Source organism: Sedimenticola selenatireducens DSM 17993 (assembly GCF_000428045.1).
Taxonomy (GTDB): domain Bacteria; phylum Pseudomonadota; class Gammaproteobacteria; order Chromatiales; family Chromatiaceae; genus Sedimenticola; species Sedimenticola selenatireducens.
In genome coordinates, this window is the sequence record NZ_ATZE01000002.1 from 71,428 (window position 1) to 95,859 (window position 24,432).

At 59.6% G+C, this 24,432-nt stretch carries 19 protein-coding genes and 1 tRNA gene; 12 read left to right on the forward strand and 8 right to left on the reverse strand.

The window, feature by feature from the left end:
• Positions 1–171 precede the first annotated feature (171 nt).
• From typA to tatC, 10 genes are all read left to right on the forward strand, one after another.
• Positions 172–1,992 carry a translational GTPase TypA gene (typA, locus tag A3GO_RS0102130; RefSeq protein ID WP_029131998.1) on the forward strand — a complete coding sequence of 607 codons (1,821 nt, stop codon included), beginning with the start codon at positions 172–174 and terminating at the stop codon, positions 1,990–1,992.
• 427 nt (positions 1,993–2,419) lie between these two features.
• Entirely contained in the window at positions 2,420–2,857 is a 438-nt protein-coding gene (dtd, locus tag A3GO_RS0102135; protein WP_029131999.1) for a D-aminoacyl-tRNA deacylase, read from the forward strand.
• Positions 2,858–3,306: 449 nt separating this feature from the next.
• Positions 3,307–3,897, forward strand: a complete 591-nt coding sequence (gene hisB, locus A3GO_RS0102140; RefSeq protein WP_029132000.1) for an imidazoleglycerol-phosphate dehydratase HisB — start codon at positions 3,307–3,309, stop codon at positions 3,895–3,897.
• Between the two features lie 27 nt (positions 3,898–3,924).
• Positions 3,925–4,566 (forward strand): imidazole glycerol phosphate synthase subunit HisH, encoded by a 642-nt coding sequence (gene hisH, locus A3GO_RS0102145; RefSeq protein ID WP_029132001.1) that lies wholly within the window; start codon positions 3,925–3,927, stop codon positions 4,564–4,566.
• Positions 4,567–4,608: 42 nt separating this feature from the next.
• Complete coding sequence (gene hisA, locus A3GO_RS0102150; RefSeq protein WP_029132002.1) at positions 4,609–5,346, forward strand: 1-(5-phosphoribosyl)-5-[(5-phosphoribosylamino)methylideneamino]imidazole-4-carboxamide isomerase; 738 nt, start codon at positions 4,609–4,611, stop codon at positions 5,344–5,346.
• A 31-nt stretch (positions 5,347–5,377) separates the two neighbouring features.
• Entirely contained in the window at positions 5,378–6,148 is a 771-nt protein-coding gene (hisF, locus tag A3GO_RS0102155; RefSeq protein ID WP_029132003.1) for an imidazole glycerol phosphate synthase subunit HisF, read from the forward strand.
• A complete protein-coding gene (locus A3GO_RS0102160; protein ID WP_029132004.1) occupies positions 6,145–6,462 on the forward strand; it encodes a phosphoribosyl-ATP diphosphatase in 318 nt (105 codons plus the stop codon). Before hisF ends, A3GO_RS0102160 begins: the two co-directional genes overlap by 4 nt.
• 147 nt (positions 6,463–6,609) lie before the next feature.
• Positions 6,610–6,858 carry a Sec-independent protein translocase subunit TatA gene (tatA, locus tag A3GO_RS0102165; protein WP_029132005.1) on the forward strand — a complete coding sequence of 83 codons (249 nt, stop codon included), beginning with the start codon at positions 6,610–6,612 and terminating at the stop codon, positions 6,856–6,858.
• A gap of 40 nt (positions 6,859–6,898) precedes the next feature.
• Positions 6,899–7,252 (forward strand): Sec-independent protein translocase protein TatB, encoded by a 354-nt coding sequence (gene tatB / locus A3GO_RS22175; RefSeq protein ID WP_051301753.1) that lies wholly within the window; start codon positions 6,899–6,901, stop codon positions 7,250–7,252.
• A gap of 14 nt (positions 7,253–7,266) precedes the next feature.
• Positions 7,267–8,451 carry a twin-arginine translocase subunit TatC gene (gene tatC, locus A3GO_RS0102175; RefSeq protein WP_029132006.1) on the forward strand — a complete coding sequence of 395 codons (1,185 nt, stop codon included), beginning with the start codon at positions 7,267–7,269 and terminating at the stop codon, positions 8,449–8,451.
• 161 nt (positions 8,452–8,612) lie between these two features.
• Here the strand turns inward: tatC and A3GO_RS0102180 are convergent, their stop codons facing one another.
• Entirely contained in the window at positions 8,613–8,951 is a 339-nt protein-coding gene (locus A3GO_RS0102180) for a pentapeptide repeat-containing protein (RefSeq protein ID WP_029132007.1), read from the reverse strand.
• Between the two features lie 159 nt (positions 8,952–9,110).
• Here A3GO_RS0102180 and A3GO_RS0102185 point away from each other — a divergent pair, with 159 nt between their 5' ends.
• Positions 9,111–9,518 (forward strand): hypothetical protein, encoded by a 408-nt coding sequence (locus A3GO_RS0102185; protein WP_029132008.1) that lies wholly within the window; start codon positions 9,111–9,113, stop codon positions 9,516–9,518.
• Between the two features lie 63 nt (positions 9,519–9,581).
• Here A3GO_RS0102185 and fdhF read toward each other — a convergent pair whose 3' ends face one another.
• The 5 genes from fdhF to nifJ all read right to left on the reverse strand — a co-directional run bounded on the left by fdhF (position 9,582) and on the right by nifJ (position 20,721).
• Positions 9,582–12,329 carry a formate dehydrogenase subunit alpha gene (gene fdhF / locus A3GO_RS22180; RefSeq protein WP_037374595.1) on the reverse strand — a complete coding sequence of 916 codons (2,748 nt, stop codon included), beginning with the start codon at positions 12,327–12,329 and terminating at the stop codon, positions 9,582–9,584.
• On the reverse strand, positions 12,329–14,002 hold the full coding sequence (locus tag A3GO_RS0102195; RefSeq protein ID WP_029132009.1) for an NAD(P)H-dependent oxidoreductase subunit E: 1,674 nt from the start codon (positions 14,000–14,002) through the stop codon (positions 12,329–12,331). Before A3GO_RS0102195 ends, fdhF begins: the two co-directional genes overlap by 1 nt.
• Before the next feature lie 57 nt (positions 14,003–14,059).
• A complete protein-coding gene (locus tag A3GO_RS0102200) occupies positions 14,060–15,805 on the reverse strand; it encodes a GGDEF domain-containing protein (protein ID WP_029132010.1) in 1,746 nt (581 codons plus the stop codon).
• Between the two features lie 309 nt (positions 15,806–16,114).
• Complete coding sequence (locus A3GO_RS0102205; protein WP_029132011.1) at positions 16,115–17,119, reverse strand: dihydroorotate dehydrogenase-like protein; 1,005 nt, start codon at positions 17,117–17,119, stop codon at positions 16,115–16,117.
• Positions 17,120–17,121: 2 nt separating this feature from the next.
• Entirely contained in the window at positions 17,122–20,721 is a 3,600-nt protein-coding gene (nifJ, locus tag A3GO_RS0102210; RefSeq protein ID WP_029132012.1) for a pyruvate:ferredoxin (flavodoxin) oxidoreductase, read from the reverse strand.
• 759 nt (positions 20,722–21,480) lie between these two features.
• Between nifJ and A3GO_RS25985 the strand changes: the two genes are divergently transcribed.
• On the forward strand, positions 21,481–22,080 hold the full coding sequence (locus A3GO_RS25985) for a PEP-CTERM sorting domain-containing protein (protein ID WP_157606685.1): 600 nt from the start codon (positions 21,481–21,483) through the stop codon (positions 22,078–22,080).
• A gap of 261 nt (positions 22,081–22,341) precedes the next feature.
• Here the strand turns inward: A3GO_RS25985 and A3GO_RS0102215 are convergent.
• A tRNA-Ile gene (locus tag A3GO_RS0102215) sits at positions 22,342–22,418 on the reverse strand.
• 15 nt (positions 22,419–22,433) lie between these two features.
• Positions 22,434–24,305, reverse strand: coding sequence for an RNA polymerase sigma factor RpoD (gene rpoD, locus A3GO_RS0102220; RefSeq protein ID WP_029132013.1), 1,872 nt, complete (start codon positions 24,303–24,305; stop codon positions 22,434–22,436).
• Between the last annotated feature and the right edge of the window lie 127 nt (positions 24,306–24,432).

Genomic DNA, 24,432 nt, shown 5'->3' on the forward strand with positions numbered 1-24,432 from the left:
CAAGCGGATGTCACTTTTGTTGCAAGCTATCCCTTATAAATCTTTTCTAACTTACTGACACTTAATGCGAACCGAAGAAAAATGGGCGCATACAGAGGATAGATGAGCCAGCCATCATGAAGTTGTATATAATGCGCCGCCTTTAATCTACCTTGGTTCGCGGTCCCGCACATGAAACAGTTACGTAATATCGCCATCATCGCCCACGTCGATCATGGAAAAACCACCCTGGTCGACAAGCTCCTGCAGCAGTCGGGCACACTTGGCGATCGGTTTGGGCCACTGGAGCGGCTGATGGACTCCAATGACCTGGAGAAGGAGCGGGGGATCACCATCCTCTCCAAGAATACCTCGATCACCTGGAATGACTACCGGATCAATATTGTCGACACCCCGGGACACGCCGACTTTGGTGGCGAAGTTGAACGGGTGCTCTCCATGGTGGACTCCGTGCTGTTGCTGGTGGATGCGGTGGAGGGGCCGATGCCCCAGACCCGTTTCGTCACCCAGAAGGCGTTCCAGCATGGCCTGAAACCGATTGTGGTGGTCAACAAAATCGACCGCGAAGGCGCCCGTCCGGACTGGGTGATTGATCAGACCTTTGAGCTGTTCGATCGCCTCGGCGCCACCGATGAGCAGCTTGATTTCCCGATTATCTACGCCTCCGCCATCAACGGCTATGCCAGCAGTGACAGCGGCGCCAGGGAAGGGGATATGACCCCGCTGTTCGAGGCCATCGTCAACAATTGCAGTGCCCCGGACGTGGATCCTGATGCGCCGTTTCAGATGCAGGTTTCGACCCTGGCCTACAACAGTTACGTGGGTGCGATAGCGGTCGGCCGCATTACCCGCGGTACGGTGCGGCGCAATATGCCGATCACCCTGATTTCCCGTGACGGTGATCAGCGCAGGGAAAAGATCGGCAAGGTGTTTGGTTTCCTGGGTCTGGAACGGGTTGAGGTAGAGAGTGCTTCGGCCGGCGATATTGTCGCCTTGTCGGGAATTGCCGCACCGAATGTATCCGATACCCTGTGTGATCCCGAGCACCCGCAGATCATGCCGCCCCTGACCGTGGACGAACCGACGGTGAGCATGACCTTCCAGGTCAACACCTCGCCCTTCGCCGGCAAGGAGGGCAAATACCTCACCTCAAGGCAGTTGAAGGAGCGGCTGGAACGCGAACTGATCCACAATGTGGCGTTGCGGGTGGAAGAGGGCACCGACCCGGAAAAATTCCGTGTCTCCGGCCGTGGCGAACTGCATCTCTCCATCCTGCTGGAGACCATGCGCCGCGAAGGCTACGAACTGGCGGTCTCCCGTCCCGAAGTGATTTTCCGCGAGGTGGATGGCGAGGTTTGCGAACCCTACGAGCAGCTCACCGTGGACGTGGAAGAGGAGGATCAGGGCGGCATCATGGAGGCCCTGGGCAGCCGCAAGGGCGACCTGCAGGACATGGTGCCGGACGGCAAGGGACGCGTGCGCCTGGACTACATCATCCCGTCACGCGGCCTGATCGGTTTCCAGACCGAGTTTATGACCCTCACCTCCGGCTCCGGCCTGATCTATCACGTGTTTGACCATTACGGTCCGGCCCAGCACGGCGGTATCGCGCCGCGCAATAACGGCGTCATGATCGCCAACTCCACCGGCAAGGCGCTGGGTTATGCCCTGTTCAATCTGCAGGAGCGCGGGCGCCTGTTCATTGAGCACGGCATGGCGGTCTATGAGGGGCAGGTGATTGGCATCCACTCGCGGGCCAACGACCTGACGGTCAATCCGCTGAAGGGCAAACAGTTGACCAATATCCGTGCCGCCGGCAGTGACGAGAACATCATCCTGACCCCGCCGGTACGCTTTTCGCTGGAGCAGGCGTTGGAGTTCATCGAAAATGATGAGTTGGTTGAGGTGACTCCCAGCGCCATCCGCATCCGTAAGCGTCATCTGAAGGAGCATGAACGGAAGCGGGCGTCCCGGGAGACCAGTTCGGACTGAGGATTCCAATGGACGGGCTCTGTCCCGATAAGATGTTGGTATTGATTTGGTCGGGGAAACAAGTCTGCGGGAGCGGCTTCAGCGAGGAAAATCGCGGGTAAATCCGTGTCTGATAATGTACCGTTCCCATGCAACACGCCGCCGGGACGGGGCCAATAAAAAACCCCGGCAGCCTTCCCTGCTGTCGGGGCATGTCGCCGGGCTTGGTTGGCAAAGGGTTCCCGTCCGTGGAATCATCCGTGAAGTGTTTTGCCTATCCGTTGGCATCCATAATTTGGCGACAGCTATAGATTGCCACCGTTCCCGGGGAGATGCTGTGCGCTGAATCCGGGTGCCGTGTAGGAATAATCTGAAGGATGCTGATTACACCCTTGCAATGTCCGCAATCGCGGAGCTGCCTAAACAAAAAGAAGAGAGGAGGATGAGCTTGATCGGTCTGCTGCAGCGAGTCTCAACGGCCCATGTGGATATTGCCGGCCACCGGGTCGCACAGATTGACCGCGGTCTGTTGGTGCTGGTGGGTGTTGAACCCGGGGACAGCGAGCGACAGGCGGACAGATTGCTGGAGCGGCTGCTCGGTTACCGGGTGTTTCCGGATGCCGAGGGGCGGATGAATCTGAATCTGAGAGATATCGGCGGCGGACTGCTGCTGGTTCCTCAATTCACCCTGGCAGCCGATACACAAAAGGGGACCCGCCCCGGTTTTTCCACAGCGGCCCCAGCGGAAATCGGCGCGCAGCTGTTCGATTATCTGTGTCGGCAGGCGGCGTCGGGATATGCGCCGGTCGGTTTTGGTCAATTTGGTGCGGACATGCAGGTGAGCCTGATCAACGATGGTCCGGTCACCTTCTGGTTGCAGGTGTGAACTGTCTGGGGCGCGAGCGGTGGGCTGTGCGGCAGGAGGCCCGCCCCCGGGCTGAATTCGCGGCGAGGGCGCCGCTCCTACACGGGTGCCTTCGACACATCTTCACGCTGGGCGCACGAGCGGGGCCTGACCTGTAGGAGACCCACCCCGGGCCGAATTCGCGGCGGGGGCNCCGCTCCTACCCCAGCGGGGTGGGTTGCCTACGACACCTGGTCACGCCGGACCCGCTGGGCGGGGCCTGACCTGTAGGAGGCCCGCCCCCGGGCCGAATTCGCGGAGGGGCGCCGCTCCTACCCGGGTGGGGGGTGCCTTCGCGGCATAAGTCCATCCTTGGACAAATCAGGCATTTCCCATAGAATGGCCTATTGGGCCTGGTGATGCAGTCGGACGTCGTGTCCGGCAGCACGAGTCCGACCTAGGACGATTATTGAACCCGCTGGAGTCGACCCATGCAGCGTCAAGCTGAGATCGAACGTAATACCCTGGAGACCCGCATCCGGGTCAGCCTGAACCTGGACGGTACTGGCGAATCGCGCCTGGATACCGGCATGCCGTTCCTCGAACACATGCTGGATCAGGTGGCTCGTCATGGCCTGATTGATCTTGAGATCAACGCCGAGGGTGATCTGCACATCGATGGGCACCACACGGCCGAGGATATTGGCATTGCGATCGGACAGGCGGTTGCCCGGGCGGTGGGTGATAAAAAGGGTATTCGCCGCTATGGCCACGCCTATGTCCCGCTGGACGAGGCCTTGAGCCGGGTGGTGCTCGATTTTTCCGGCCGGCCTGGCCTGGAGTTCGATGTGGCCTTTCCGCGCGCCATGATCGGCGCGTTTGATACCGATCTGTTTTACGAATTCTTTCAGGGATTCGTCAACCACGCCGGGGTGACCCTGCACATGGATAATCTGCGTGGTCGCAACAGCCACCACATCGCCGAGACCTTGTTCAAGGCGTTTGGCCGGGCGCTGCGCATGGCGCTGGAACCCGATCCGCGGATGGCCGGGGTGATCCCCTCCACCAAGGGCAGCCTTTAATCCTCTACTCTCTGGCAGTTTGAAGTTATGTCGAAAACCATTGCAGTCATTGATTATGGCATGGGTAATCTGCGCTCTGTCTCCAAGGCGATCGAGCATGTAGCGGGGGCGGATGACCGGATACAGGTGACCGATGATCCGGAACTGATTCTGCGAGCCGACCGGGTGGTTTTTCCGGGGCAGGGCGCGGCCCGCGATTGCATGGCGGCGATCTCTAACCACCACCTGAACCGTGCGGTGCTGGAGGCGGCCCAACGCAAACCGTTTCTTGGCATATGCATGGGCATGCAGGTGCTGATGAGTTTCAGCGAAGAGAATCAGGGCACCCGGCTGATGGGCCTTTTCCCTGGACAGGTCAGGCACTTTCCCGAGTCCAGGGATGCCCAGGGACTCCGCCTGAAGATCCCCCAGATGGGCTGGAACCGGGTCAGCCAGACCAGGGCGCATCCACTCTGGGAAGGTATCGAGGATCAGACCCGGTTCTACTTTGTGCACAGTTATTATGTTGACCCGGAAGAGCCGGATCTGGTGGCGGGAACCACCGACTACGGTATCCCGTTCACCAGCGTGATCGCCCGGGACAACTTGTTTGCCACCCAGTTCCACCCGGAGAAGAGCGCCGATGCCGGCCTGCGGCTGCTGCGCAATTTCGTCAACTGGGAACTCTGAAAGCAACCCTCGTTGCTATTGACTTTGATATAGGTACTGAACGTGTTACTGATACCCGCAATTGATCTGAAGGATGGCCGCTGTGTCCGGCTGCGCCAGGGCCGCATGGATGACGAGACCATCTTCTCCGATGATCCGGTCGAAGTGGCCGGGCGCTGGGTCGAGGCGGGTGCGCGTCGGCTGCATCTGGTGGATCTGAACGGCGCCTTTGCCGGTGAGCCGGTCAACGGCGGCGTGATCCGGGCCATTGCCAAGGCCTATCCCGATCTGCCGATCCAGGTGGGTGGTGGTATCCGTGATGAGCAGACTATCCAGGCCTACCTGGATGCCGGGGTTGATTTTGTCATTATCGGTACCCAGGCGGTTAAGGAGCCGGCCTTTGTCGGCCGTGCCTGCGCCGCCTTCCCAGGCCATGTGATAGTCGGCCTGGACGCCAAGGAGGGCATGGTGGCGATCGACGGCTGGGCCACCGTAACCGATCAGGAGGTGACCGAACTGTCGCGCCGCTTTGAACAGGACGGGGTCTCCGCCATCGTCTATACCGATATCGGCCGTGACGGCATGCTGACCGGACCCAATGTGGAGGCCACTGCCGCCCTGGCCAATGCGGTCAATATCCCCATCGTGGCCTCCGGCGGCATAACCGATATTGGCGATATCGAGGCGCTGTGCCAGGCCGACACCCGTAACATCATGGGTGCCATTACCGGTCGCGCCATCTACGAGGGCACCCTCGACTTTGCCGCGGGCCAGGCGCTGGCGGATCGTCTGAGCGACTGAACGTTCGGAACAACCAGAGAGATCAGAGAGCATGCTGGCCAAGAGAATCATACCCTGCCTTGATGTGGATGCCGGGCGCGTGGTGAAAGGCGTCAAGTTTGTCGATATCCGCGACGCCGGCGACCCGGTGGAAGTGGCGCGGCGCTATAACAGTGAAGGGGCCGACGAGATCACCTTCCTGGATATCACCGCCAGCTCCGATGATCGTGAGACCATCGTGCACGTGGTGGAACAGGTGGCCAGCGAGGTGTTCATCCCGCTCACGGTGGGCGGCGGCATTCGCACCACCGAGGACGTGCGGCGCATGCTCAATGCCGGTGCCGACAAGGTGGCGATCAATACCGCTGCCGTATTCAATCCCGAGTTCGTTAAGGAAGCCACCAGCCGTTTCGGCTCCCAGTGCATTGTGGTGGCGATCGACGCCAAGCGGACCAGCGCCGAGGGTGAGCCGGCGAAGTGGGAGATATTCACCCATGGCGGCCGCAAACCTACCGGGCTGGATGCCATCGAATGGGCGCGCAAGATGGTCGAATACGGTGCCGGAGAGATCCTGCTCACCAGTATGGACCGGGATGGTACCAAAATCGGCTTCGATCTGGAGTTGACCCGGGCCATCAGTGACGCGGTGACCGTGCCGGTGATCGCCTCTGGCGGCGTGGGGAATCTGCAGCATCTGGTGGATGGCGTGGCGCAGGGCGGGGCCGATGCGGTGCTTGCCGCCAGTATTTTTCATTTCGCCGAATACAGTATTGAAGAGGCCAAGCGTTTCATGGCCGATCAGGGTGTGGAGGTACGGCTGTGAGTGACTCGCTGGAGCGACTTGCCGAGGTACTGGAGGCGCGCAAGAATGCCGATCCCGATTCATCCTACGTGGCCAAATTATACAGCAAGGGGCTGGACGCCATTTTGAAGAAGATTGGCGAAGAGGCTACCGAAACAGTCATGGCCGCCAAGGATGGTGATCGGGAAAAAATCATCTACGAAACCGCTGATCTCTGGTTTCACAGCCTGGTCCTGCTGGCCCACCAGGGGCTGAAACCCCAGGATGTACTGGATGAGCTGGATCGCAGATTCGGCCTCTCCGGTCTGGAGGAGAAGGCCCGGCGGGGCAAGTGATACGGCAGTTAAAAACCCTGCGCCTGAGGTTTTTTTCAGTTATTATCATGATCTCCCGACGGATCAGGCTTCGTCGGTCAGTCGATTGTTTCAGTAGGTCGTGAGTTCGATCCGAATCAGACCGTTGTTTTTGATGTGGAGAAGAGTATGGGTTTTGGCGGAATCAGTATCTGGCAGCTGTTGATTGTTCTGGTAATTGTCCTGCTGCTGTTTGGCACCAAGCGGCTCAAAAATATCGGTTCTGATCTGGGTAATGCGGTCAAGGGCTTCAAGGGCGCCATGAAGGACGAAAAAAAGGGTGATGACAGCGCGCGACTGGAGCAGGCCGACGAGGAGAAGATCATTGAAGGCGAGGTGACCAAAAAGGAAAACTCCTCCGATTCCAAAAACACCTGATCTGCCCACCCTGCAAACTGACTGTCAGGTTTTTTGAACTATGTTTGATATCGGCTTCTGGGAGTTGGGAATCATCGCGCTGGTGGCGCTGGTGGTGGTCGGGCCGGAACGTCTGCCGAAACTGGCCTATACCGCCGGCAAATGGCTGGGCAAGGGCCGGAAAGTGCTGCAGCAGGTGAAAAACGAAATCGACAAGGAGATCAAGGCCGAGGAGCTGAAAGAGATCCTCGAAGAGCAGAAAAAGCAGCTCAATCCGCTGGAAGAGATTGTGGAAGAGACCAGCGAAACCCTGCGCGATTTTACCCAGGAAGCCAACAAGTCGGTCCGTGAGATGGAGCAGAAATCCGCGGATGTGGATGCCGCATCGGATAAGCCCGGTGATTCCCCGAAATAGCCGCAACCAACCCCATGACGACAAATAATGAAGGGTTCGATGCCCTGAAAGAACAACCCTTTGTTTCCCACCTGCTGGAGCTGCGTGATCGGCTGCTGCGGGCGGTGATAGCCGTCGGTGTAATCTTCGCCTCGTTGTTTTATTTCAGTAACGACATCTATCAGCTGGTGGCCGGACCGCTGATGGCCCATCTGCCGGAAGGTTCCTCCATGATCGCCACCGAGGTGGCATCGCCCTTCCTGACCCCGTTCAAACTGACCCTGATGTCGTCGATCTTTATCGGCATGCCGTTCATCCTCTACCAGCTCTGGTCCTTTATCGCTCCGGGGCTCTATAAGCATGAAAAGCGGCTGATGATTCCACTGGTGGCCTCCAGTGCGCTTCTGTTCTACATTGGGGTCTTGTTCGCCTATTTCGTAGTCTTCCCGCTGGTGTTCGCGTTCATGGCCAGCACCACGCCCGAGGGTGTGGTCATGGCGACCGACATCGCCAAGTATCTCGATTTTGTCCTCAGCCTGTTTTTTGCCTTCGGTATCGCCTTTGAGGTGCCGATCGCCACGATTATTCTGGTCTCCATGGGCATGACCACGCCGGAAAGTCTGGTGCAGAAACGGCCCTATATCATTGTCGGTGCCTTCTGCATCGGCATGCTGCTGACCCCGCCGGACGTTATCTCCCAGACCTTGCTGGCATTGCCGATGTGGGTGCTGTTCGAGATCGGCGTCTTCTTCTCGCGCATGGTCAAGCGCGACAAGGAGCGGCGTGAACAGGTGGCAGACCGGGATGATGACTCCTCCGCGGATGACGCATCCAATGACACGCCGGAGAAATCAGGCCCGGCGGCGGCCGCACCGGCTTTTGTCAGCGATCCCGCTTTCGACATGGATGACCAGCCACTGGACCCGGAACGGTTCAGGCCGATGACGGAACAAGAGCTTGAGGACGAGTTCGATGCCGTCGTGGACGAGTTTGATGCCCTCGAGGCTGAAGAGGAAGCGGGCGGCGACCTGGGTGAGTCCGATGACGAAGGAATGTATGACGAGGTGATCGAGGAGAAACTGCGGCGCGTTCAGGAGCTGCGCGATCAGAATGAGCAGGTCAAGGCCCGCGGATTGCTCTATGAGATCCTGGGAGAAGCCGGTCCTGAACAGGCCAAGGTGGCGCGGAATATCCTGGATCAGCTGGATGAGGATTATTGAGGCACTTCCATACGCGCCCGATCAGCATGCATCCACACAGGATAGACCTGCCCGCCATGGCCGCTCTGTTCCGCGGCGATGGGCGTCCGTCCTGATTCGCGCGACGCTTGTGCCCGCCGCGAAATGTTTTTCTGATGGTCTGTTTGGAAAAACCGCAGTGTTCAGCGGTAGCGCATGCGCGTGCCGTGTACCAGGGAGAGGGTGATCTCCTCCGCCGTTAGTTGTTTGGGAAACAGGGTGCCGGAGATTTTCGCACCGCTGATGCTGGCCCCTTCGAGGTTGGTTTCGGATAGATCCAGTCCGCGCAGGTCTGCCTGTCGCAGATAGCTGTCCCGAAGGTCGAGATTTTTTGCGTCAAGCTTACGCAGATCCAGAGAGCGCAGATCGACCCCCCGCAGATCACAGGCAGCCCCGGACTGGTGGTGTTGATTGAACTCTTCAATATGTCCCTCACGGAGCATCTGGTAGAGCGGGTCATCGTTGATTTTGGGTGTGGCCATAGGGTTATCGTTCTGTGGTTATGTTGTGGGACAAGAGCACACACGGTACGAACCGATTCAGCGCGCATTTAAGGGACATTATAGTCAGAGAGACCTGTCGCTGCGAACAGGTTTTATCCGCACACGCTATACTTCAAAAACCAATAGGGAAATGGATTTATGAAGATATTTTCACCTCGGGTGCCCAGCGCGACTACCAATCGGGAGCTTAGGCGGCTGATCGGCGAAGTGTTGAAAAAGCGTTTTCATGTTCCGTTTACCCAATGGCCCTCGATAGGCAGCTGTGACGTACTCCAGTTTCAGGATGGCAACGGGGTTGTTGAGTATCACGGCCTGGTTTCCATATTTCCGGACGAGGCAGGGAGCTGGTTCATTACTCATTTTAAACAGCAGCGACTGCACGACCAACTGTTGTCTGCCCGGGAATTCATGGATCGCAAACGCAATCCTGAAAGGATCGGGTCGGAGAGTGACAGGCGGCGTCCGAATCTTCAGATTACCAGGGTGTTATCCTCCAGCCCGACATTGCGGGATATTGATCACTTCCTGCGGCGCCATGGCGTCTGACGCTTGTGTCGGGTGCTCAGGAATACTGGCCGGGCCGGGTTGGTTTTCCGGGGTGTCTGCAACTCATGCGGGTTCCGCATGGACGGCGGAAAATTTGAATTCGGGAATTTTCCCATCCGGGTCCAGCGCCTCGTTGGTCAGCAGGTTGGCGGCCGCCTCGTAATAACAGAAGGGCAGGAATATCTGGCCCGGCTGCAGCCCCCGGTCGCTCTGACTGGTGATGACAACCTCACCGCGTCGCGAACGTATGCGAATCGGCTCTCCGGGTAACACGCCCAGTTGACGTAGATGGTCGGGATGCAACATCGCTACGGCTTGCGGCTGCAGGGCATCCAGCACGCTGGCGCGGCGGGTCATGGCGCCGGTGTGCCAGTGCTCCAGCTGTCGCCCGGTGATCAGAATCCACGGATAGTCCATGTCCGGCAGTTCGTCGGCATGGCTGAAGGCGGCCGGGATCAACGCCGCCCTGCCCCCGGGACGGGGGAAGGTCTCGGTGAAAATCACCTCGGTGCCGGGATCGCCCTCCTGTTCACAGGGGTAGGTGACGGCGCTCTCCGCCTCCAGCCGCTCCCAGGTTATACCGGCAATACTCGGCATGGAGCGGCGCATCTCCTCAAACACCTCCCTGGGCCCGCTGTAGCTCCAGTCCAGTCCGAGTCGCTTCGCCAGATCGAGAATGATCTGCAGGTCCTGGCGCGCCGCGCCCGGGGGATCGATCGCCCGGCGTCCCATCTGCACCCGCCGGTCGGTATTGGTAAAGGTGCCGTCCTTTTCCGGGAAGGCGGAGGCCGGCAGGATCACGTCGGCGTAGTGGGCCGTCTCCGTCATGAAGATGTCCTGGACCACCAGGTGTTCCAGCGATGCCAGCGCCGCCCGCGCCTGGTTGAGATTGGGATCTGACATGGCCGGGTTCTCGCCCATGATATACATGCCCTTGATGGTCCCGGCCTGGATGGCGTGCATGATCTCGACCACGGTGAGCCCGGGATTGGGATCGAGCGGAACCTGCCAGAGCGCCTCGAATTTCTCCCGCACCGACGGATTGTCCACCCGCTGGTAGTCGGGATAGACCATGGGGATCAGCCCCACGTCGGACGCGCCCTGCACATTGTTCTGTCCGCGCAGTGGATGCAGTCCACAACCGGGGCGACCGATCTGGCCGCTGATCAGGGCCAGATTGATCAGGCAGCGGGCGTTGTCGGTGCCGTGGATATGCTGTGAAATGCCCATGCCCCAGAAGATCATCGAGCCCCGGGCGCCGGCATAGATGCGGGCCACTTCATAGAGGGTCTCGGCGGGAATGCCGCAGATGGGCGCCATGCGCTCGGGGGTGTAATCGGCCAGGTGTTTCTTCAACGCCGCATAACCCTCGGTGCGCTGCTCGATAAACTGCCGGTCCACCAGCTCCTGCTGGATCACGGCATGCATGATGGCGTTCAGCAGCGCCACGTCGGTATCCGGATTGAACTGCAGGAAAAAATCCGCGTGCCGGGCGATCTCGGTCCTGCGCGGGTCCATCACGATCAGGGTCTTGCCCGCACGCGCCGCATTTTTGAAGAACGTTGCGGCCACCGGATGGTTGGCGGTCGGGTTGGCGCCGATCAGCAGGATCACCTCGGCCTCATCCACATCGGCCACCGGATTCGAGACCGCGCCGGAGCCGATCATCTGCAGCAGCGCCGCGACCGAGGAGGCGTGACAGAGCCGGGTGCAGTGGTCCACATTGTTGCTGTGGAAGCCGGTACGCACCAGCTTCTGGAACAGGTAGGCCTCCTCATTGGAGCCCTTGGCGGAACCGAAACCGGCCAGACCCTGCGGGCCGATCCGGTCGCGGATCTGCCGCAGACCATCGGCGGCGACCCGTAGCGCCTCTTCCCACTCTGCCTCGCGAAAGTCGCGCAGGGGGTTGTCGTAGTCCATATCCATCGCGGCCCGCTTCGGGGCATCCGACCGGCGTATCAAGGGTTTGGTCAGGCGCTGGCGATGGCTGACGTAATCGAAGCCGTAGCGTCCCTTGACGCAGAGCCGTCCCCGGTTTGCGGGACCATCCCGTCCCTGCACATACAGGATCCGGTTCTCCCGGACGTGATAGGTAAGCTGACAGCCGACACCACAGTAGGGACAGACCGAATGCACCTGCCGGTCGACCGGCTGGATGCCCACCTCGCCGGCCGGCATCAGGGCACCGGTCGGGCACTCCTGGACGCACTCGCCGCAGCCGACGCAGCTCGAGCTGCCCATGGGGTCATCCTGATCGAAACCGATCTTCAGGGCGCTGCCGCGACCGAAGAAACCAATCACGTCATTGGCCTGGGTCTCGCGACAGGCGCGCAGGCAGCGCCCACACTGGATACAGGCGTCGAGGCGGACCGCGATGGCGGGGTGAGAGCTGTCAGGGGCCGGCCGGTGCCGTGCCGGGAAGCGGGTGCGGGTGACGCCCAGTTTGTCGCACCAATCATCCAGCTCGTTATGCAGGGTATAGCTTTCCTGATCATGGGGCATGTCCGACTGCAGCAGTTCAAGTACCAGCTTCTGTGCCTGCAGGGCCCGTTCCGAGCGGCTTTGCACTACCATCCCTTGGCTGGGTCGGCGGCAGCAGGAGGGGGCGAGCGTGCGCTCGCCGTCGATCTCTACCATGCAGGCGCGACAGTTACCGTCCGCGCGCAGGCTCTCCGTGTAGCAGAGGCGGGGGATCTCCACGCCGTGCCGTTGGGCCGCCTGCAGAATGGTTTCATCGGTGCGTGCGGTGACCGGTGTGCCGTTCAGGGTAAAGGTGACGGCCGTTTGCGGTTGTCCGGTCTGCCTGGCCATCAATTAAACTCCTCCGGAAAATATTTCATCGCGCAGCGCAGTGGATTGGGGGCGGCCTGACCCAGTCCGCAGATGGAGGCATCCGCCATTACCTGGCAGAGCTCCTCCAGCAGGGGTTGGTCCCAGGTGTTCTCACTCATCAACTGGGCGGCCTTGGTTGTGCCGACCCGGCAGGGGGTGCACTGGCCGCAGGACTCGTGGGCGAAGAAGCGCATCGCATTGAGTGCCAGATCGCGCACGCTGTCCTGGTCGGAGAAGACGATAATGGCGGCCGAGCCGATGAAACAGCCATAATCATTCAGGGTGTCGAAATCCAGCGGCAGATCGCCCAATCTGGCGGGCAGGATGCCGCCCGAGGCGCCGCCGGGAAAATAACCCTTGAAGCGATGTCCCTCCAGCATGCCGCCACAGTGCTCATCAATCAGCTCGCGCACGCTGATACCGGCGGGGGCGAGATACACGCCCGGACTCCTGACCCGGCCGCTAACGGAGAAACTGCGCAGCCCCTGGCGGCCACGGCGTCCCTGGCTGGTGAACCATGCCGCGCCCTTTTCCAGCAGTTCCGGGACCCAGTAGAGGCTCTCCATGTTGTGTTCCAGGGTGGGCCGGCCGAACAGCCCCTGCTCCGCGATATAGGGGGGACGCAGCCGCGGCAAGCCGCGCTTGCCCTCGATCGACTCGATCATGGCGGACTCCTCGCCGCAGATATAGGCCCCGGCACCGCGCCGCAGTTCGATATCGGGCAGTCGGCAGGGCGGGGCGTCGCGCAGGGCCTTGAGCTCCCGCTGCAACAGGGCGCGGATAGCGGCGTACTCGTCACGCAGGTAGATGTAGATGGTCGCAATGCCGACCACCTCGGCGGCAATCAGCATCCCCTCCAGAAAGCGGTGCGGATCATGTTCCAGGTAATGCCGGTCCTTGAAGGTGCCCGGTTCGCCCTCATCGATATTCACCGCCATCAGGCGCGGCGCCGGGTAATCCCTGACGATGCGCCACTTTCTTCCGACCGGAAAACCGGCGCCGCCCAGTCCGCGCAGGTTGGCGGCTTCCAGGCTTTCGATTACGGCTTCCCGGGCGGCGGCATCGCCGGATTCCACCAGGGATTTGAGTGCGGTGTAGCCGCCGCTCTTTTTATAGGCAGCATAGTCCCGGGCAGTCGCCGGTGGGCTGTCGGTTCGTTCGCCCCGTGCAATGGCATCCCGCACGCTTGCCGTGGTGGCGTTGGTAACCGGTTTGGTTCCGACCACTGCCACCGGTGCGCATTCGCAGCGGCCAACGCAGGGGACCGGCTGGATACGTAGCCCTTCGCCCAGTGCTGCCTTAAGCTCAGTGATCAGTGCCTCGGCTCCGGCCAGCTGGCAGCTGATGGAGTCACAGACCCGGACGGTCAGGGGAGGTGGTGGCGAGTCGCCGGCTTTTACGATATCGAAATGGTGGTAGAAACTGGCCACCTCGTAGACTTCGCCGGTGGATAGCCGCAGGGTTTCGGCCAGTGCGGTCAGCAGGCCGCTGTCCAGGTAACCCCGGTCGTCCTGGATGCGATGCAGATACTCGATCAGGCGGTCCCTCCGGCCCTGGCCGGCGTCCAGGTAAGACTGTATGGCGGCGAGGTCGGCCGCGTCCGCCTGGCGTCCCCTGGGTCGGTCTTTTTTGTTTTTTCGGGCTGTTTTCACTACCGACTCCACAGGACTGTTTACCGTTCCTAAGTGTAGCCGATCACTGCAGGGCAATTAACCGATAACGGAGGGCAAGGTGCTCCCGTCTGTGCCGGTGTGGTGGTCTTCAGATGAGCGGAAGCAGTTGCGCCCTGCCGCCTTGGCGGCATAGAGCGCCTGGTCGGCGTGTTGCAGCAGGCTGTCCAGGGGTTCATTCTTTCGGGACAGGTGTCCGCCGATGCTGGCGCTCAATATGATGGTATCTCCATCAATAGTGGTCACCTGTCGATTCTCGGTGATTTGGTGACAGAGGCGGGTGCCGATATGGTGCAGGGTTTCGGCATCTGCCGGTTGTACCAGCACCAGGAATTCGTCGCCGCCCCAGCGCGAGGCGACATCATAGGGGCGCAGGGTCTCACGGATAATCTCTGCCATAACCTTGAGCGCCTGATCGCCCACAGCATGGCCGAACCGATCGTTGATCTGTTTGAACAGGTCGACATCCAGCCAGAGCAGTCCTATGTGACTCGACTCGCGCTGAATGCGCTGCAGTTCTGATTCAATCCGTTCGGTCATGCCGCGCCGATTCAGCAGTTCAGTCAGCGGATCGATCTTCGCCAGCCGCTCCAGCGCCAGGGTCCGCTCCTGTACCTTGGACTCCAGGTCGTGGCGTGATTCCCGTACGGCATGCGCCATGTGCATAAAGCGCTGCATCAGGCGACGGACCTCTCCCGTTCCCTGTTCCCCGAGATTTTTGTCTACATGCTCACCCGACTCGACCCGCGCCATTGCCCTGTCAAGCTGACTTAACGGGTTCAGCACCTGGTGGTTGAGAAACAGGTTCAACAGTAAGAATGCGCCCAACAGGGTAATGGCATAAACCAGCAGGATGCCGCCGAACTGGCTGAATGGGAGTAATACGTCGAGATCCAGCAGGGTGATTTCATACCAGCCGATCTCGGGTAGGTAGACGACCCCGGCCAAATGGCGCTTGCCGTTGACACTGACAAACTCGGTGATGACGGTCTGTTGAAGATCCTCCAGTGCTTTCATCGCCGCCAGCACTGCCTTGCGGTCGGAAGCCTGATCGAACAGCAGATCAATGGTGCGCTGTTCGTTGGTCTGTTTGCTGATGGAGCCGAAATCGATCAGTGATTGGTTCCGGTGTATCTGGATCGCTCCTGCGTGATCGACGAACAGGCTGGTGACGCCGGGCACTCCCTCTTCCACTACGTTCCGGATAAAGCCGGTCAGGTCCAGTCCGGTTCCCGCAATTCCCAGTATGTCGTTGCCGTCGCGAATCAGGACATCGATCCAGAGCTTGGTAATGCCCAGTTCCAGGTCCGGATTGACATTGATATGCAGGTCCCGCCCCTGTTGGATCAGGTCGTAGAACCAGGCGTCTTTCTTCTGTTTTGGATCGAGGACATAGCGGAACTCCTTGCCACTGTATTCACTTTCCGCATTGTTATAGTAGTAATGTCCATTTTTCAGCAGCCCGACAAAATAGTTCTGGCCCTGGAAGTTTTGCCGGAAACTCTCCATTTCGGCAATTGCACTCCGGGTATTTTTCCGATTACCCGGATGACGGGCCCACTCCCGGATATTTTGGGAGTTGGCTAATTGGCGTGCCAGTGCGATCTCCCGCAGGATCGGTTGCAAGGTGCGGCTCTTGTCGTAGAGTGCCTGCTTCTCCGCATAGCGCATCGCCCACTGCTCGACAATATCTTCCGCCAGCGTGCGTACGGACCACCACCCGGCAATGGCTGAAAGGACGATAAGCAGTATGGTGACCAGGAGAAAACGGGGCTTGAGGTTCATTATGGGGGGCTGCCTGGCTATTTAGACTATATATCGGTCACGCGGCGGAAAGCTTAAGCAATTGCTAATTCACCACGCTTGGCCTGGGGCGTCTTATGTATCACGGAGCGGATGGTGGCGCTCTCCGGCTGTGAGTTTATCCTGTAGGAGGCCCGCCCCCGGGCCGAAATCGCGGCGGGGCGCCGTGCCTGCAGGTGCCATTCAGGACTTCACTCGCGGTGAAGTCCGGAAAACCCCGCGACCTGTCTATTCCATTCGACAGATAACGGGGTGTAACAGATTATCGGGTCATGATTGGCAAATAGTGGGTTAGCCGTCGCCGGCAGGCAGATAGCTGTTCAGCAGCTGCAGGTAGTTGGCCCGGGCGTAGGCAGAGGCGTCACCGGCATGCTGCTGGCTCAGGGTGCCCTTGAGCTGCTCAATCGATTCGTAGGGGCTCTCCTCCAGCCAATCCTCGATGCCGCGCAGAATCTCCGCCAGCCTGCCGGTACCATGGATCAGTAGGGTGCTGCAAAGGTGCACCACGTCGGCGCCGGCGAGCAACATCTTCACCGCATCCTCGTGGTTGTGAACGCCACCGGTGGCGGCCAGGCTCAGTTTCACCCGGCCGTACAGCATGGCGATCCAACGCATGGCGAGCAGGGCGTCGGCGGAGCTGGAGAGACTCAGCTGAGGCGTTACCCGCAGGCTGTCGATGTCGATATCGGGCTGGTAGAAGCGGTTAAACAGGCCGACGCCGTTGGCGCCCACCCGTTCCAGGTGGCTGATGATATTGGCTACTGAACTGAACTGCGGGGACAGTTTCATGGCAATAGGCAGTGTGACGTGCTGACGCAGTTCATGGAGCAGGTCGATATAGCGTCGTTCCACCTCGGCGCCGCTCACCCTGCTGTCGCCGGCAATGTAATAGACGTTCAGTTCCAGTGCATCGGCCCCGGCCTGCTGCAGCGCCTTGCCGTGTTCGATCCAGCCGCCCGGGGTAATGCCGTTGAGGCTGGCGATGACCGGGATTTCCAGCGCCTGCTTGAGACGTGTCAACTGCTCCAGATAGCTCTCCTGCCGGGATGGCAGGTCGCCATGCAGCGGCAGGAAGCTGGCCGCCTCGGCATGGCCCAGGGTCTGGTGGTTGAGGTAGTCATCCATTACCTCCTGGTCATGCTGCAACTCCTCCTCGAACAGGGAGTACATGACCAGTGCGGCGGCACCTGCGTCCTCCAGTTTTTTGGCCATGTCGAGGCTGCGCGACAAGGGCGAGGCGGAGGGTACCAGCGGGTTTTTCAAGGTCAGGCCGAGATAGGTGGTACGCAGGTCCATGATCACTCCTTCGCTGCATCGGGTGGATTCGTGCCCGGTTTGGCATAACTGAGTTCCGCCAGTTGGCGGTAGTGCCGGAAGTTGCTGATGGCGTGTTTTTGCGCCGCGCCGAGAAACTGCTCCGCCGCCTCCGGGTGGCTGCGCCAGAGCATGCTGAAGCGCGTCTCCTGGCTGACGAAGTCGCGATAAGCGATTGAAGGCTCCTTGGAGTCCAGCTGCAGCGGGTTCTCCTGCTGTTCGGCGCGGCGCGGATCGTAGCGGAACAGTGGCCAGTGGCCGCTGCGTACCGCCCGGTCCTGCATGGCGTGATTGTGTACCATGTCGGTCCCCCAGGCGGTGCAGGGGCTGTAGGCGATGATCAGCGACACGCCCGGCCAGGACTCCGCCTCCATGAAGGCCTTCAGGGTCTGCACATCCTTGGCGCCATAGGCCACCTGGGCCACGTAGACGTCACCGTAGGCCATGGCGATCATAGCCAGATCCTTCTTTGCGGTGGGCTTGCCACCGGCGGAGAACTTGGCCACCGCGCCGCGTGGTGTCGCCTTGGAGGTCTGGCCGCCGGTGTTGGAGTAGACTTCGGTATCCAGTACCAGAATGTTGATATCACGGCCGGATGCGAGTGCATGGTCGAGGCCGCCGAAGCCGATGTCGTAGGCCCAGCCGTCGCCGCCAACGATCCAGACGCTGCGCTTGAGCAGCATGTCGGCCAGGCCCTCCAATTGCCGTGCCTCCGGCTGCTCGATTGTCTGCAGTTGCCGGCGCAGGGCGGCCACGCGCTCGCGCTGTTCATGGATCGCCGCCTCGTCCTGCTGTGTTGCCGAGAGCAGCTGCTCCACCAGCTCCGGATCGATCTGGTTGGCGAGTCCTTTCAGTAGTTCGGCGGCGTGCTCCCGCTGCTTGTCGACGGCGATACGCATGCCAAGGCCGAATTCGGCGTTGTCCTCGAACAGCGAATTGTTCCAGGCCGGCCCACGCCCCTCGGCATTCTGCGCCCAAGGGGTGGTAGGCAGGTTGCCGCCATAGATGGAGGAACAGCCGGTGGCGTTGGCCACCAGCATGCGGTCCCCGAACAGTTGCGAGGCGAGGCGCAGGTAGGGGGTCTCGCCGCAACCGGGGCAGGCGCTGGAGAATTCAAACAGCGGCTGCAGCAGCATGGCGCTTTTCATTACCGTGTTGCGCACCTCGCGCCGGTCGAACTCCGGCAGGGCGAGGAAGTAATCGAAATTGATGCGCTCCTGTTCCCGCAGCGGCGGCTGCGGTGCCATGTTCAGCGCGCGGCGCCCGGGATGGGCCTTGTCCTTGACCGGGCAGATCTCGACACAGAGCCCGCAGCCGGTGCAATCCTCCGCTGCCACCTGGTAGACGATATGCGCCCCCTCGGGAAACTCCTGGCCCTTCACCGGCATGTGTTTGAAGGTGGGTGGTGGATCGGTGGCCTGATTGGGGTCGAACAGTTTGCTGCGTATGGCCGTGTGCGGGCAGACGAACGGGCACTTGCCGCAGGCGATGCAGAGCTCCGCGTCCCACACCGGGATCTCCAGGGCGATATTGCGTTTCTCCCAGCGTGTGGTGCCGGTGGGCCAGGTGCCGTCGGCGGGGAAGGCGCTGACCGGCAACTGATCGCCGTGCCCGGCGATCAGTTTGGCGGTCACCTGCTGTACGAAATCCGGTGCATGGGCGGCCACCGCCGGTGGGCGCTCGAACGTTGAAGTGACCTTATCCGGTACCGCGACCTGATGCAGATTGGCCAGGGCGGCATCGATGGCGCGGAAATTGAGCTCGATGATCTTGCCGCCCTTCTTGCCGTAGGTATCCTCCACCGCACGCTTGATGGCGGCGATGGCCTCGTTGCGTGGCAGCAGATCGGAGATGGCGAAGTGGCAGGTCTGCATGATGGTGTTGATACGCTGCTGCATGCCGCTCTCCTGCGCCACCCGGTAGGCGTCGATGACGAAGAAGCGCAACTGTTTGTCGATCATCTGCTGCTGCATGCGGCGTGGCAGACTGTTCCAGGCCTGTTCGGCCGGGGTCGCGGTATTGAGCAGGAACACGGCCCCCGGCGCGGCCCGCTCCAGCATGTCGTAGCGTTCCAGGAAAATGGTCTGGTGGCAGCCGATAAACTGTGCCTGGTCGATACCGATCAGGTAGCTGGAGCGGATCGGTTGCTTGCCGAAACGCAGGTGCGAAATGGTGACGGCGCCGGATTTCTTGGAGTCGTATTCGAAATAACCCTGGGCATGCAGGTCGGTAGCTTCGCCGATGATCTTGATACTGTTCTTGTTGGCGCTGACGGTGCCGTCGGAACCGAGGCCATAGAACAGGGCACAGTCGACCGCGCCGGCCGCATCGGTGTGAAAGTCGGCATCCCATGCCAGGCTGCTGTGGGTGACATCGTCATGGATGCCGATGGTAAACGCGTTCTTCGGTTTTTCCCTCTCCAGTTCATCGAATACCGCCTTGATCATGCCCGGCGTGAACTCCTTGGACGACAAGCCGTAACGTCCGCCGATAACCAGGGGCAGTTCGGGGAAGGGTGACTGTCCGCTGGAGAAGGCCTGGGCGATAGCCGTCAGGATATCCTTGTAGAGCGGTTCGCCATCGGCCCCCGGCTCCTTGGTGCGATCAAGCACGGCGATACGGCGCACGGTCGGCGGCAGGGCGGCGAGCAGGGTGGTCGGGTCGAAGGGCCGATAAAGCCGCACCTTGAGCAGGCCCACCTTTTCACCGCGCGCCAGCAGATGGTCGACGGTTTCGTGCGCCGCCTCGGCGCCGGAGCCCATCAGCACCATCACCCGTTCGGCGTCGGCTGCACCGACGTAGTCGAACAGGTGGTACTGGCGGCCGGTCAATTCGGCAAAGCGGTTCATAATGCTCTGCACGATCACCGGCATCTGTTGATAGTAGGGGTTGACGCTCTCGCGGCCCTGGAAATAGGCGTCGGGATTTTGTGAGCTGCCGCGCAGCACCGGATGTTCCGGATTGAGGGCACGTTCGCGGTGCGCCTGCACCCACTCGTCGCGGATCAGTTCGCGTACCACTTGCTGATCGATGGTCTCAATCTTGGCCACCTCATGGGAGGTGCGGAAGCCATCGAAGAAGTGCAGGATCGGCACCCGTGCCTCCAGGGTCGCCGCCTGGGCGATCAGGGCCATGTCCATCGCCTCCTGTACCGAGTTGGCACACAGCAGGGCAAAGCCGGTGCCGCGGGTCGCCATCACATCGGCGTGATCGCAGAAGATGGAGAGCGCCTGGGCCGCCAGCGAGCGCGCCGCCACGTGCAGCACCATGGGGGTCAGCTCTCCGGCAATCTTGTACATGTTGGGCAGCATCAGCAGCAGACCCTGGGAGGCGGTGAAACTGGTACAGAGCGCCCCGGCCTGCAGGGCGCCGTGCAGGGCACCGGCGGCACCGCCCTCGCTCTGCATCTCTACGATGCCGGGCACCGTGCCCCACAGGTTCTTGCGCCCCTGTGCCGACCACTCGTCCGCGTGTTCGCCCATGGGCGAGGCGGGCGTGATGGGGTAGATGGCGATGACTTCGTTGGTGAGGTGGGCAATGGTGGCGGTGGCCTCATTGCCGTCGATGGTAACCCGGCGCTGCATGGCGTTCTCCCGTTACTGAGTGGGATGTGGTTAACAATGGCTCCAAGCATAGACCAGTGTGCGATTTGGATCAGCTGCTACAGGCCTGTCCCGCTTGTGTCGCTGGCCAGGGCGCGAAATCTCCGGTCACCGGTTAACAGCGGACACAGTTCCTGTTTGACTAAAACAGCATACTCCGCCGCGCAGAGCATGGGAATGCATACCCGGGCACCACAAAACTTTCCCCACCCCTAGACTAATCCCTCGATAGCGCTTGTGATTCCAAGGCATGGTTTGGCTTAGTTACAACAAGCGTCTGCTGCTTGTGTCGTTGGCGGTGTGTGCAGTGAGGCACAGATTGCGGGAGCTTCGGCCTCCGCATTGGGTGTGCAGGTGCCGGACCACCATGCTACCTCGTTCCAACACAACGCTGTTACGCGATCTCAGCAGACATTCCCCCAATTGCCTTGAATGACAGCTGCCGACATAAACCGGCCTGTCAGATCTACGATAAGCGTGGCATCGGAGGGCTCTTCCTGCTAATGAGCGGACAAATATCTTGCGCATCTAGAATGGAAATTTGACCTATATCAACTGCTGTTCGTCAGCTAATTTTACACAAAGCATATATACGCTGTGCACAGAAATATTCGCTATACGCTAACCAATTGTAAATTCGATAAAATAATCTATTGGCGCAAAATTTGCTTGATTCAAGTTAGCATCTATCATGCTTAGTATATCTAGGACATAAAGAATAAATAATTTTGGGGGGTATTAATGAATATCGTATCTAGGGTATCAATTTTGGTACTAGTCTTATTTGCGGCATCTTCGGCGCAGGCAACAAGCTTCATGTGGGATCTGACTTATGACGGGACTACTTTGTCAGAATCATCCTTGGGTAGTGGTTTTTCTGGAACAGCTCTGAGTGTGGGGGATGACTTCGAATTGACGATCCGAGCTGCGGGTAATGGTTTTTGGACAGCAACAGGGGCGACCGCTTCACTACCTATCAACCCGGCCTTCGGTGGATGGTCAGGATCAACCTCAGCCAATGCAATATCCACTGGCTTTTTAGACGGCGCCCAAGTATTCCAGGACATTGAGATGAATGCATCTCGATGTTGCGCAGAACTTGGTGTGAACTCCTGGACTCTCCCCTCGGGTCTTCTATTTGACTTGGTAGTTCTTGACTATGAGTTGTTAACAACTAGCGGCGGAAACCCTATTCTTTCAGGCGTTCTTTGGGATACTCCATTTAGGGGTGCGGAGTACACAGCAGTGGATGGAAATGGATCAGTACCTGCCCCTGCCCCTTTAGCTCTTTTAGGTTTAGGTCTAGCGGCTATTGGATGGACAAGGCGTAAGTCTAAATAAAGTTTAAAGTCTTATAGAAACCCGCTAAGCGCGGGTTTTTTTATCTGCTAATACACTCAGGTGACGATTCCGAATGGTACTTGTCCCGAATCTGTAGGGCAGCTTCTGGATGAAAATGGAAGTTCTTAAAAAGCCCGCGAAAGTCAGCTATATGTTGAATTTTCCGTTCGGGAATAAAGGAATGGGGTGGTGGCTTTTATTCAATAGTGCGGGTAAATAAAAAAGGGTTAGCACGGATAAACCGTGCTAACCCTTTGTCGTTGGTGGGCCCACCAGGACTCGAACCTGGGACCAATGGATTATGAGTCCACTGCTCTAACCAACTGAGCTATAGGCCCGTAAAACGGTTGTGGTTACAGATCTCCGTCGAGGAAGCTGCGCAGGTTCTCCGAGCGCGAGGGGTGACGCAGTTTGCGCAGTGCCTTGGCCTCGATCTGACGAATACGCTCGCGGGTGACGTCGAACTGTTTGCCGACCTCTTCCAGGGTGTGGTCGGTGTTCATGTCGATGCCGAAACGCATGCGCAGCACCTTGGCTTCACGCGAGGTGAGTCCGCAGAGCATGTTCTGGGTCGCTTCGCGCAGGCCTTCACCGGTGGCGGAGTCGATCGGCGAGATGACGCCGGAGTCCTCGATGAAGTCGCCCAGGTGTGAATCTTCATCATCACCGATCGGCGTCTCCATGGAGATCGGTTCCTTGGCGATCTTCAATACCTTGCGCACCTTGTCCTCGGGCATATCCATGCGCTCGGCCAGCTCTTCAGGGGTGGCCTCGCGTCCCATCTCCTGCACCATCTGGCGCGAGATACGATTGAGCTTGTTGATAGTCTCGATCATGTGCACCGGGATGCGGATGGTACGGGCCTGGTCCGCGATGGAGCGGGTGATGGCCTGACGAATCCACCAGGTGGCGTAGGTGGAGAACTTGTAGCCGCGCCGGTACTCGAATTTGTCCACCGCTTTCATCAGGCCGATATTGCCCTCCTGGATCAGGTCCAGGAACTGCAGGCCGCGGTTGGTGTATTTCTTGGCGATGGAGATCACCAGACGCAGGTTGGCTTCCACCATCTCTTTCTTGGCCCGGCGCGCCTTGGCCTCGCCGATGGACATCTGGCGATTGATCTCCTTGATTTCCGAGATCGTGAGCTTGCAGCGCTGTTCCAGTTCCAGCAGTTTTTTCTGGGCGCGCAGTACGTCTTCCTTGAACTCTTCCAGTGCGCCGGAGTAGCCCTGGCCTTTCTCGATCTGGCGATCGATCCAGGAGAGGTCCGTCTCATTATCCGGGAAAGAAGTGATGAACTCCTTGCGCGGCATGTGGGCCGTGTTGACACACAGGTCCATGATGGCGCGTTCCTGGCTGCGCACGAAGGCGATTGCCTCACGCAGGTTTTCCACCAGCGCGTTGAACACCTTCGGGCTATAGCGGAAGTCCATGAAGGCGGTGGTCAGGTCTTCGGCGGCGGCGATGGTCTTTTTGTGTTCGCGACCGTGTTTCTCCAGCAGCGAGCTCTGGACTTTGAACGCTTTTTTCAGGACTTCGCTCTTACGCGCGGCCTCTTCGGGATCGGGCCCACGGTTGGGGTCTTCCTCCTCCGCGTCGTCGTCGTCCTCATCCTCATCCTCGTCGTCTTCGTCGATGTCTTTGTTCGTGGCGGTGGCATCACTGCTTTTCGGGGCGGGGATCGGCGGGGCGATCACTTCCGCTTCCTCTTCGGGCTGGGCAAAGCCGACGATAACATCGGTCAGGCGCATCTCTTCCGCTTCGACCTTCGCCAGCAGCTCGATAATGCTGCTGATGGTGTCCGGATAGGTGGAGAGTGCGGTCAGGACCTGGTTTTGCCCCTCTTCGATGCGCTTGGCGATCTTCAACTCACCCTCGCGGGTGAGTAGTTCGACGGTACCCATTTCACGCATGTACATGCGTACCGGATCGGTAGTGCGGCCAAAATCACTGTCGACGCTGGCGAGTGCTGCAGCGGCCTCTTCAGCGGCATCATCATCGGCGGAAACGGCGGAATCGCTCATTACCTGGTCATCGGCATCGGGGGCACTCTCATGTACCTGGATGCCCATGTCATTGATCATCCGGATGATGTCTTCAATCTGCTCGGGTTCTACGATGCCGTCGGGTAGGTGGTCGTTTACTTCGGCGTAGGTGAGAAAGCCTTGTTCTTTACCTTTCGCGATCAGTTGCTTGAGCTGGGATTGCTGCTGTACCTTATCCATTTCCTGCCTTAAATTCTAAGGGGCGTGCGCGAATGTCAAGCGGCGAAGTATAACCTTAATTTCGCAGGTTTTCTATACGCGCACGATTAAAAAGTTCCGTTTTGATGTGCTCCGGCTCACGCTCTGC

Coding starts and splice junctions, on each gene's coding strand:
- typA (WP_029131998.1), top strand. CDS start 172: ATGAAACAGTTACGTAATATCGCCATCATCGCCCACGTCGATCATGGA.
- hisB (WP_029132000.1), top strand. CDS start 3,307: ATGCAGCGTCAAGCTGAGATCGAACGTAATACCCTGGAGACCCGCATC.
- hisH (WP_029132001.1), top strand. CDS start 3,925: ATGTCGAAAACCATTGCAGTCATTGATTATGGCATGGGTAATCTGCGC.
- hisF (WP_029132003.1), top strand. CDS start 5,378: ATGCTGGCCAAGAGAATCATACCCTGCCTTGATGTGGATGCCGGGCGC.
- tatA (WP_029132005.1), top strand. CDS start 6,610: ATGGGTTTTGGCGGAATCAGTATCTGGCAGCTGTTGATTGTTCTGGTA.
- tatB (WP_051301753.1), top strand. CDS start 6,899: ATGTTTGATATCGGCTTCTGGGAGTTGGGAATCATCGCGCTGGTGGCG.
- tatC (WP_029132006.1), top strand. CDS start 7,267: ATGACGACAAATAATGAAGGGTTCGATGCCCTGAAAGAACAACCCTTT.
- A3GO_RS0102180 (WP_029132007.1), bottom strand. CDS start 8,951: ATGGCCACACCCAAAATCAACGATGACCCGCTCTACCAGATGCTCCGT.
- A3GO_RS0102185 (WP_029132008.1), top strand. CDS start 9,111: ATGAAGATATTTTCACCTCGGGTGCCCAGCGCGACTACCAATCGGGAG.
- fdhF (WP_037374595.1), bottom strand. CDS start 12,329: ATGGCCAGGCAGACCGGACAACCGCAAACGGCCGTCACCTTTACCCTG.
- A3GO_RS0102200 (WP_029132010.1), bottom strand. CDS start 15,805: ATGAACCTCAAGCCCCGTTTTCTCCTGGTCACCATACTGCTTATCGTC.
- A3GO_RS0102205 (WP_029132011.1), bottom strand. CDS start 17,119: ATGGACCTGCGTACCACCTATCTCGGCCTGACCTTGAAAAACCCGCTG.
- nifJ (WP_029132012.1), bottom strand. CDS start 20,721: ATGCAGCGCCGGGTTACCATCGACGGCAATGAGGCCACCGCCACCATT.
- A3GO_RS25985 (WP_157606685.1), top strand. CDS start 21,481: ATGAATATCGTATCTAGGGTATCAATTTTGGTACTAGTCTTATTTGCG.
- rpoD (WP_029132013.1), bottom strand. CDS start 24,305: ATGGATAAGGTACAGCAGCAATCCCAGCTCAAGCAACTGATCGCGAAA.